Here is a 226-nt window from a genome sequence, read left to right as displayed (position 1 = left end):
AGCAGCGTTAGCGAAGCAGAAAAGAGAAGGAACAGAAGAAGTAACGGAAGAAGAAAAAGCGAAAGCGAAGGCGAAGGCGAAGGCAGCAGCGGCAGCAAAAGCAAAAGCGGCAGCGTTAGCGAAGCAGAAAGCCTCGCAAGGTGATGGGGATTCGGGAGATGAAAAGGCAAAGGCAATTGCAGCGGCAAAAGCGAAAGCAGCAGCTGCTGCAAGAGCGAAGACAAAG

General features: G+C 52.2%; 1 pseudogene. It reads left to right on the top strand.

What is annotated here, in order from left to right:
* Nucleotides 1-226 (top strand): annotated as a pseudogene (locus tag MR170_RS31795) (NADH-quinone oxidoreductase subunit C); the annotation flags it as partial.

Origin of the sequence: Bacillus cereus group sp. BfR-BA-01524 (assembly GCF_022662595.1) — a bacterium.
Classification (GTDB): Bacteria; Bacillota; Bacilli; order Bacillales; family Bacillaceae_G; genus Bacillus_A; species Bacillus_A thuringiensis_S.
The sequence above is the reverse complement of the archived record's forward strand: the minus strand, read 5'-3'. Positions and strand labels throughout refer to the sequence as shown.